6 protein-coding genes and 1 tRNA gene are annotated in these 7,916 nt (G+C 63.0%); 5 read left to right on the top strand and 2 right to left on the bottom strand.

The window, feature by feature from the left end:
- Nucleotides 1-367: 367 nt before the first annotated feature.
- The 5 genes from uxaC (at nucleotide 368) to VFV96_13780 (ending at nucleotide 5,904) form a co-directional block, all read left to right on the top strand.
- Nucleotides 368-1,822 carry a glucuronate isomerase gene (gene uxaC / locus VFV96_13800; GenBank protein ID HEU5071472.1) on the top strand — a complete coding sequence of 485 codons (1,455 nt, stop codon included), beginning with the start codon at nucleotides 368-370 and terminating at the stop codon, nucleotides 1,820-1,822.
- Between the two features lie 31 nt (nucleotides 1,823-1,853).
- The gene (locus tag VFV96_13795) at nucleotides 1,854-3,212 is read left to right on the top strand and encodes a pectinesterase family protein (GenBank protein ID HEU5071471.1); all 1,359 of its coding nucleotides are present in this window, start codon (nucleotides 1,854-1,856) and stop codon (nucleotides 3,210-3,212) included.
- Between the two features lie 51 nt (nucleotides 3,213-3,263).
- Entirely contained in the window at nucleotides 3,264-4,553 is a 1,290-nt protein-coding gene (locus VFV96_13790; protein ID HEU5071470.1) for a glycoside hydrolase family 28 protein, read from the top strand.
- A gap of 28 nt (nucleotides 4,554-4,581) precedes the next feature.
- The gene (locus VFV96_13785; GenBank protein ID HEU5071469.1) at nucleotides 4,582-5,754 is read left to right on the top strand and encodes a DUF4861 family protein; all 1,173 of its coding nucleotides are present in this window, start codon (nucleotides 4,582-4,584) and stop codon (nucleotides 5,752-5,754) included.
- A gap of 76 nt (nucleotides 5,755-5,830) precedes the next feature.
- A tRNA-Gln gene (locus tag VFV96_13780) sits at nucleotides 5,831-5,904 on the top strand.
- Nucleotides 5,905-5,940: 36 nt separating this feature from the next.
- Here the strand turns inward: VFV96_13780 and VFV96_13775 are convergent.
- Nucleotides 5,941-7,149, bottom strand: coding sequence for an ABC transporter permease (locus VFV96_13775; GenBank protein HEU5071468.1), 1,209 nt, complete (start codon nucleotides 7,147-7,149; stop codon nucleotides 5,941-5,943).
- Nucleotides 7,146-7,910, bottom strand: coding sequence for an ABC transporter ATP-binding protein (locus VFV96_13770; protein ID HEU5071467.1), 765 nt, complete (start codon nucleotides 7,908-7,910; stop codon nucleotides 7,146-7,148). The genes VFV96_13775 and VFV96_13770 overlap by 4 nt, the downstream gene beginning before the upstream one ends.
- Nucleotides 7,911-7,916: the final 6 nt, after the last annotated feature.

Genomic DNA, 7,916 nt, shown 5'->3' with positions numbered 1-7,916 from the left:
GGCGAGCAGGCAGGCCTGGAGTTGGGCGGCGGCCTGGTGCGCGAAGCGGTCGCCGACGCCCAGGGTGTATTTGCTGATCTTGAGAACAGTGCTCATGGTCCGGCGCCAATTTAACGAAGTCGCGGCCGGTCTGCCGCATGGAATATTTGCAATGGCCCGTGAATTTTCTGCATCCCGGCGCGGGCCCGCCGACGGCGCCGTGCAGAAAAGTCACGCCGTTCTGCAAAAAAGCGGCATCCTCAACGCACCGTAACCCCCTTATCTTGTCAACCAAGCCTGCTGACGTTTTCCGCGGCGCTTCAAATTCCACCGCCGGCCGGCGCATCGCGATTGCGGCCGGCTGAGGACCTGTTTTACTGGATCGAACATGAAATTCACTCACGACAATTTCCTGCTCCACACCCGCACGGCGCGCCGCCTCTACCACCGGTTCGCGGAGCCGGAGCCGATCTTCGACTACCACTGCCACCTGCCGCCGAAGGACGTCGCGGAGAACCGGCAGTTCAACAACCTCTTCGAAATTTGGCTCGAGGGCGACCATTACAAGTGGCGCGCCATGCGTTCGAACGGCGTGGCCGAGCGTTATTGCACGGGCGACGCCAGTCCGTTCGAGAAGTTCAAGGCGTGGGCCGCCACCGTGCCGCACACATTGCGCAATCCGCTCTACCACTGGACGCACCTCGAATTGAGCCGCTACTTCGGCATCAACGAGCTGCTCAGTGAAGCCGCCGCCGAACGCGTCTGGAAAAAGGCGAATGAAAAGCTCGGCACGCCCGCGCTCACCACGCAGGGCATCCTCAAAAAATTTCGGGTCACGCACGTCTGCACCACGGACGACCCGGTGGATGACCTGCGCTGGCACCGGCAGTTCGCCACGTCCGGTCATCCCACGCGGATGCTGCCGGCCTTCCGGCCGGACAAGGCGCTCACCGTGAACCAGCCCGCGGGCTTCAATGCCTGGGTGGAGCAGCTCGCCGCCGCCAGCAATGTGGACATCGGCAGTTTCGCGGGCTTCCTCGACGCGCTCCGTCAGAGGCACGATTTCTTCCACACCAATGGTTGCCGGCTCTCGGATCACGGCATGAACCATTGCTTTGCCGATTTCTGCGACGCGAAGACGGCCGGCGCCATCTTCGCGAAGGCGCGCCGGGGCCGGGCGGTTTCACCGGCCGAGCACGCGCAATTTGCCTCGTTCATGATGGTGTTCTTCGGCCAGCTCGATGCGGCGAAAGGCTGGACCAAGCAGCTTCACCTCGGCGCGCTCCGCAACAACAACACCCGCCTGCTCACGCAGCTCGGACCGGACACCGGCTTTGATTCCATCGGCGATTTTCCCCAGGGCCAGGCGTTGTCCGCGTATCTCAACCGGCTCGACGCCGACAACACGCTGCCGAAGACGATCATTTACAACCTCAATCCGGCGGACAACTACGCCTTCGCCGCGATGATCGGCAACTTCCAGGACGGCACCATCCCCGGCAAAATCCAGTTCGGTTCCGGCTGGTGGTTCCTGGATCAGAAGGAAGGCATGGAATGGCAGATGAACGCGCTCTCGAACCTCGGCCTGCTCTCGCGGTTCGTCGGCATGGTCACGGATTCGCGCTCGTTCATGAGCTACTGCCGTCACGAATATTTTCGCCGCACGCTCTGCAACCTCATCGGCCGCGACATCGAAAACGGCGAAATCCCGAATGACGACGCCCTCGTCGGCCCGATGATCCGCAACATCTGCTACGCCAATGCGCGGCAATACCTGAACTTTCCCGGCACCAAAGCGATCGCCGCCGGCCCCAAGGCCAGGCCGGGCCGGAAGCAAAAGTAAACACATCAGGGCCGCCGTTCCAAAATCCGAGATGACCAATCGCATCCATCCCGGCGCCATCGTCCCGCTCGCGGCCGCGCTGTTTTGCTTCACCACCCACGCAGAACTCGCCGTCACGAATCGTTACCCCGTCGACCACGCGGCCGGCATCTGCCCCGACACGCCATTGCGGCTGACCTTCAACGCGCCGGTGACGTTGGGAAACACCGGCCAACTCAAGGTCGTGCGGATGAACGACGGCAAAATCGTGGACGCGCTTGAGGTCGCGGACGGCGGCTGGACAAATTTGTTCGGCACCAAGCTGCTGCGCTACGAGCCCTTCCGCATCGATGGCAACACGATCACCGTCCAGCTTCGCGCCCATGTGCTCGAGGGCGCCACGAACACCACCTTTGCCGTGGTCATCGAACCCGGCGTGTTCAAATCGGCCGGCGGCGAGGCGTTCGGGAGCATGACGAACGGCGAGTGGCTGTTCACCACCCGCGCGCCGCTGCCGAAGAATCGCACGCGGCTCGAAGTCGCCCCCGACAGCCGCGGCGATTTCTGCACGTTGCAAGGCGCGGCGGATTACATCCCCGAGGACAACTACACGCCGTTCGAGATCTACATCCGCAAGGGCACCTACGATGCCGTCGCCTATCTCGGGCCGGGCCGGAACCGCATCCGCGTGGTTGGCGAGGACCGCAAGGAATCCATTCTCGCCGGCCGCAACAACGACAAGCTGAACCCCGGCCGCATGATGCGCCCGTTCATCAGCGCGGATGCCGACGATGTGACGTTCGAGAACCTGACGATCCGCAACACCACGCCGTATCGCGGCTCACAGGCCGAGGCGCTGCGTCTGAGTGGCCAGCGCTGCACGATTCGCGACTGCGACTTTTACAGCTTTCAGGACACCCTGCTGTTGAACGGCCGCGTTTACGTCGCGAACTGTTACGTGGAAGGCGACGTGGACTTCATCTGGGGGCATGGCGTGACGTTCTTCGAGAACTGCGAACTGAAGGCGATGCACGACGGTTATTACGTCACGTCCCGCAACCCCGAGGACCAATTCGGCTTTGTGTTTTCCCACTGCCGGCTGACTGCGGCGCCGGACGTGAAGCGCAACTGGCTCGCACGCATCGGCACGGACCGCTTCCCCGGCAGCGCCGTAGCGTTTCTCAACTGCCAGATGGCCCCCCACATTCCCGCCGCCGGCTGGCAAATTCGCGGCGAGGACCGGGCGCATTTGCGCCTCTACGAGTTCAACAGCACCACCCTCGACGGCCGGCCGCTGGACGTGAGCCAGCGCAATCCTGCGTCGCGGCAACTCTCCCGCGCCGAAGCCGCCGCGTTGTCCGACCCAAACCAGGTCCTGGCCTGTCAGGATCACTGGAAGCCCAAACCGTAATCGCCCCATCACCGGCGCCGCGCGGGCGCCACCTTCAGGGAAATTCATCCCATGAAAACCTCACCTGCCCTGAATGGATTGTTGATCGCCGCCGCCTTGCTGTTCGACCTTACTGCGCCGGCCGCCGAGACCGTGCTGAACGTCCGCGAAATGGGCGTCACGGGCGACGGCACTACGCTCGACACGGCGGCCATTCAAAAGACCTTCGATGCCGTCCGAAAGACCGGCGGCACCATCGTCTTCCCCGCCGGCAATTACGTGAGCGGCCCGCTCACCTTGCGCGGCAACAACGTCACGGTGCGGTTGGAGCAAGGCGCCACGCTCTTCGCCACCACCAACCAGGCCGCGTTCCTGAAATCGGGCGGCAGCGACTGGCGGGCCGCCCGGAGCGGGGGTGACTTCGTCCCCTTCCTCACCCTTCAGGATTCTGAGAACTTGGCCCTCACCGGCCAGGGCACCATCGACGGGAATGGCTCGGTCTGGTGGGAAGCCGCGGAGGAGGCGCGCCGCAAAGTGTCCGGTTACACGCTGCCGCGGCCCAACCTGATCGTGCCCAAGCGCATCAACCATCTCCGCATCACCGGCATCACGATTCAGAACTCGATGAAATTCCACCTCGTGCCGACCGAGTGCGAGGACGTGTGGATTGAAGGTATCAAGATTCTTGCGCCGGAACGAGCCGCCAACACCGACGCCATCGACCCCAGCCTCTGCCGCAACGTCACCATCACGAACTGCTTCATCGACGTCGGGGATGACAACGTCGCCATCAAGTCAGGCAAGAAAGTCGCAGGCCGTGAATTTGCCTGCGAGAACATCACCGTCACAGATTGCACCTTCAAACACGGCCACGGCATGAGCATCGGCAGCGAAACCGTCGGCGGTGTGAAGAACGTCTTCGTCCGCAACGTGTCCTTCGAGGACACCGACAACGGCATCCGCATCAAATCCGACCGCAAACGCGGCGGCACGGTGGAGAACCTGGTTTGCGAAAACATCACCATGAAGAACGTGCGCGGCGCCATCACCATCACCAGTTACTACCCGCGCATCCCGGCCACGGACGACGCCCAGCCCGTGACCGCCACCACACCGCAATACCGGAACATCACCCTGCGCAACGTGACGGGTTCAAGCAGCAAGGCCATCGGCGTCATCGTCGGCCTGCCGGAAAGCAACATCGAAAACGTCCTCCTCGAAAACGTCACTCTGACTGCGGAAAAAACCGGCCTCGAAATCCGCAACGCCCGCGGTGTCGAACTGCGAAACGTCAAGATTGCCGCGCAACAGGGTCCGCCGGTCATTGAACAAAATGCCGAGGTGAAGAAACTGGAAAAGTGAACCAGGTCCGCGCACAATCCGCCGCATTATGAACCCGCTCCCCCGTCTGCTCGCCCTGTCGTTCGTGGCCACGCTCCCGCTGGTGAGCCATGCCGCCCTGCTCACGGTCACCGCCCGCAACACACTGCCATTCGCACGCACCAGTCAAACCATCGAACTAACCGCCGCGCAGCTCGCCCCGCTGGGCGTCAAGGAACTCGACCGCGTGCACGTCACGGACAGCGCCGGTCACGAGCTGGTGTGCCAGGCCGTGGACACGGATTACGACGCGTTTCACACGGCGGACCAGGTGATTTTCCAGGCTGACTTCGGCGCAAACGAGACGAAAACCTTCACCGTGTCGGCGGGCAAAAAGCAGGAATACACCAAGGACCAGTTCAAGGCCTTCGGCCGGTTTGTCCGCGAGCGCTTCGACGATTTTGCCTGGGAAAACGACCGCATCGCGCACCGCACCTACGGGCACGCGCTCGAAACGTGGGAAGGCGAACCGCTGTCCAGCAGCACGATCGACATCTGGTCCAAACGCACGTCACGCCTGGTCATCAACGACTGGTATCTCACCGACCACTACCACGAAGACACCGGCGAGGGCGCGGACTTCTATTCCGCCGGCCGCACGCGCGGCTGCGGCGGCAACGGCCTGTGGGCCGCCGACCAGCTTTGGACCGCGCGATGTTTCATCCACTCGCGCGTGCTGGCCAACGGCCCGATTCGCGTGCTGTTTGAGCTGGATTACGCCCCGTTCGACGTGAACGGCATGAGCGTTTCCGAAACGAAACGCATCACGCTGGATGCCGGTTCGCAGCTCGACCATTTCGAAAGCATTTACAAACCCTATCCCGGGCCGGGCAAAACCGTGACGCTGACCTCGGGCATCGGCCTCAAGAAAGTGGGCGGCGAAGCCACGGAGGCGGACGCCGGACGCGGCTGGATGCTGAGCTGGCAGAACATGGAGAAAAAAGCCGGCCAACAGGGCATCGCGGTCATCGTGGACCCCGCCGCTCTGGAAAAGCAGACGCAGGACAAGGTCAACAACCTGTTGCTCGTCAAATGCACCCCTCAACACACGGTTTCCTACTGGGCGGGCTTTTGCTGGGACAAGGCCGGCCAGATCACTTCCGCCGCCGCGTGGAAACAATACGTGGACGAATTTGCCCAAGGCGTGGCGTCACCGCTTGAGGTCAGCATTGCGGAGAAATAACGCCCCGCCGGAGCGGTCGTGGGCGTGGGAAATTTGGTTTGCGCCGCGAAAGGTGGATGCTAGGTTTTCGCCGGGTTGTCCGATGGTGTAACGGTAACACAGCGCCCTTTGGAGGCGTTATTCATGGTTCGAATCCATGTCGGACAGCCAACTTTCCCACATTTTCCCACGCTTGGTTTGCTGTGGCTATTCGTAGCGCAACGCTTCGATGGGATCGAGCTTCGAGGCCTTCCAGGCCGGATAGAAGCCGGACACCACGCCCACCAGCGCCGCGGAGAGCGAGGCGATGCCAATCCACGACACGGGCGTCAACGTGGGCCATTCGGTGGCCTTGGCCACAATCTGCGAGGCGCCCATGCCCAACGCGATCCCGGCCAGCCCGCCGATGGCGCTCAAGGTGACCGCCTCGACGAGGAATTGTATCAGGATGTCGTTGCCCCGGGCGCCGACGGCCATGCGGATGCCAATTTCCCGTGTCCGTTCCGTCACGCTGACGAGCATGATGTTCATGATGCCGATGCCGCCGACCACGAGCGACACGCTGGCAATCGCGCCGAGCAGGACCGACATGATGCGCGAGGTGGACGTGGCCATTTCAGCGAGTTCCACCTGGTTGCGCACGGTGAAGTCCTGTTCGTGGTTGCGCCGGCGGTCGAGCAGCAGGGCGGTGATGTCCTCCTGCACCTTCGGAATTGCCTCCGCCGAAACCGCCTGCACGAGGATGGAGTTGACGTAGGTGCGGCGCGACACGCGGCGCATGTGGCTGGTGTAGGGAATGATCACCACGTCATCCTGATCCTGTCCGAACAGGTTGAAGCCCTTCTCCGCGAGCACCCCCACGATCTTGAACGGGATGTCGCGAATGCGCAGCGTCTGGCCGAGCGGGTCTTCATTGGGAAACAATTCGTCGGCCACGGTTTTGCCGATGACGGCCACCTTGGCCATGCTGCGCACGTCCTGGTCCGTGAACATCGCGCCCTCTGCCACCGGCCAGCTGCGAATCTGCGGGTAATCGGGCGACTCCCCGTTGACCTGCGTGTTCCAGTTCAGTCCGTTGCCGAGAACCTGATTGCGGTCCCGCACCTCGGGACTCACCGCAACCACGCCGTCCACCTGGCTCTTGATGACCTGCGCGTCCTCCGGGGAAAGCGACTGCGCGCTGGCCCAGCCGCCGCGGGCGCCGCCGGCGGTGAAACTGCCGGCAAACACCGTGATGACATTCTGCCCGAGGCTGGCCACCTGGTCTTCCACCTGCGAGCGGGCGCCGTTGGTGATGCTCACGGAGGTGATGACGGAGCCAACGCCGATGATCATGCCCAGCATGGTCAGCAACGTGCGCAGCTTGTTCCGGCGCAGGGCGCGCAGGGCGATTTTGAGCGTGGCGAACAGTCTCATGGCTGGAGGTGCACGGCCTTTTGCTCCTCGTGCAGGCGGCTCAATTCCGTCTCCGCGTTGAGCCGGCGGTCCACGGCGCGGTCGCTTTGCACGAGCCCGTCGCGCATCACCACCATGCGTTTGGTATAATGCGCGATGTCGATTTCGTGCGTCACCATCACGATGGTAATGCCCTGGTCGTTGAGCTTTTGAAACACGCCCATGATTTCAATGCTGGTCTGCGTGTCGAGATTGCCGGTGGGTTCGTCGGCGAGCAGAATCGCCGGCTGGTTCACCAGCGCCCGGGCGATGGCCACGCGCTGCTGCTGGCCGCCGGAGAGCTGGCTCGGATGGTGGTCCGCCCGGGCGGACAGGCCGACCAGGTCCAGCGCCTGGATGGCCCGCTCGTGGCGGTGATGGCCGGCCAGATGATCCCGCCGGTAAAACATGGGCAGCTCGACATTTTCGAGGGCCGTGGTGCGGGAAAGGAGGTTGAACCCCTGAAACACAAAGCCGATTTTCTGGTTCCGCAAATCGGCCAGCGCATCGCGATCGAGCCCGGAAACATCCACGCCGTCGAGCAGATAGCGGCCGCGTGAAGGCCGGTCGAGACAGCCCAGCATGTTCATCAGGGTGGATTTCCCGGAGCCGCTGGCGCCCATGACGGCGACGAATTCGCCCGGGCCCACGTCGAGGTTGACGCCCCGCACGGCATGCACCTTCACCTCGCCGGTGTGGTAAATCCGGTGCACCTCCTCCAGTTTCAGAACCGCGTTGCTCATGAGCGA

It is taken from the genome of Verrucomicrobiia bacterium (assembly GCA_035765895.1).
Classification (GTDB): Bacteria; Verrucomicrobiota; Verrucomicrobiia; order Limisphaerales; family DSYF01; genus DSYF01.
This window is presented reverse-complemented; position numbering and strand designations above follow the sequence as displayed.

Excerpts from the sequence above, each read along its gene's own strand:
- uxaC (HEU5071472.1), top strand. The coding sequence starts at position 368 with ATGAAATTCACTCACGACAATTTCCTGCTCCACACCCGCACGGCGCGC.
- VFV96_13795 (HEU5071471.1), top strand. The coding sequence starts at position 1,854 with ATGACCAATCGCATCCATCCCGGCGCCATCGTCCCGCTCGCGGCCGCG.
- VFV96_13790 (HEU5071470.1), top strand. The coding sequence starts at position 3,264 with ATGAAAACCTCACCTGCCCTGAATGGATTGTTGATCGCCGCCGCCTTG.
- VFV96_13785 (HEU5071469.1), top strand. The coding sequence starts at position 4,582 with ATGAACCCGCTCCCCCGTCTGCTCGCCCTGTCGTTCGTGGCCACGCTC.
- VFV96_13775 (HEU5071468.1), bottom strand. The coding sequence starts at position 7,149 with ATGAGACTGTTCGCCACGCTCAAAATCGCCCTGCGCGCCCTGCGCCGG.
- VFV96_13770 (HEU5071467.1), bottom strand. The coding sequence starts at position 7,910 with ATGAGCAACGCGGTTCTGAAACTGGAGGAGGTGCACCGGATTTACCAC.